Origin of the sequence: Terrisporobacter mayombei (assembly GCF_020748465.1) — a bacterium.
GTDB lineage: Bacteria > Bacillota > Clostridia > Peptostreptococcales > Peptostreptococcaceae > Terrisporobacter > Terrisporobacter mayombei.
On the sequence record NZ_JAHZMP010000251.1, the window covers coordinates 1 to 447 of the forward strand.

Annotated in this window: 1 protein-coding gene and 1 pseudogene; both read left to right on the forward strand. The window is 49.9% G+C overall.

What is annotated here, in order from left to right:
* Window positions 1-182 (forward strand): annotated as a pseudogene (gene yhdE / locus K0039_RS25410) (nucleoside triphosphate pyrophosphatase YhdE); the annotation flags it as partial.
* On the forward strand, window positions 172-447 hold a 276-nt coding region (locus tag K0039_RS25425; protein WP_228106905.1), incomplete at its 3' end, for a S1 RNA-binding domain-containing protein. The pseudogene yhdE and the gene K0039_RS25425, both read left to right, overlap by 11 nt.

Here is a 447-nt window from a genome sequence, read left to right on the forward strand (position 1 = left end):
TCGCCAGCGATGAACCGTTAGATAAAGCAGGTGCATACGGTATTCAGGGGCTGGGTGGCCGTTTTGTCAGGAAGATAAATGGCAGCTATCACGCCGTAGTCGGCTTACCGCTGGTTGAAACGTATGAATTATTAAGTAATTTTAACGCACTGCGTGAGAAAAGGGATAAACATGACGGCTGAATTGTTAGTAAACGTAACGCCTTCGGAAACGCGAGTGGCGTATATTGATGGCGGTATTCTGCAGGAAATTCATAATGCACGTGGGGCGCGAGGCGGAAGAGTAGGCAATATCTACAAGGGGCGTGTAAGTCGTGTACTTCCGGGCATGCAGGCGGCTTTTGTAGATATTGGGCTGGATAAAGCCGCGTTTCTTCATGCATCCGACATCATGCCGCACACCGAATGTGTGGCGGGTGAAGAACAAAAGCAATTCACGGTGCGCGAC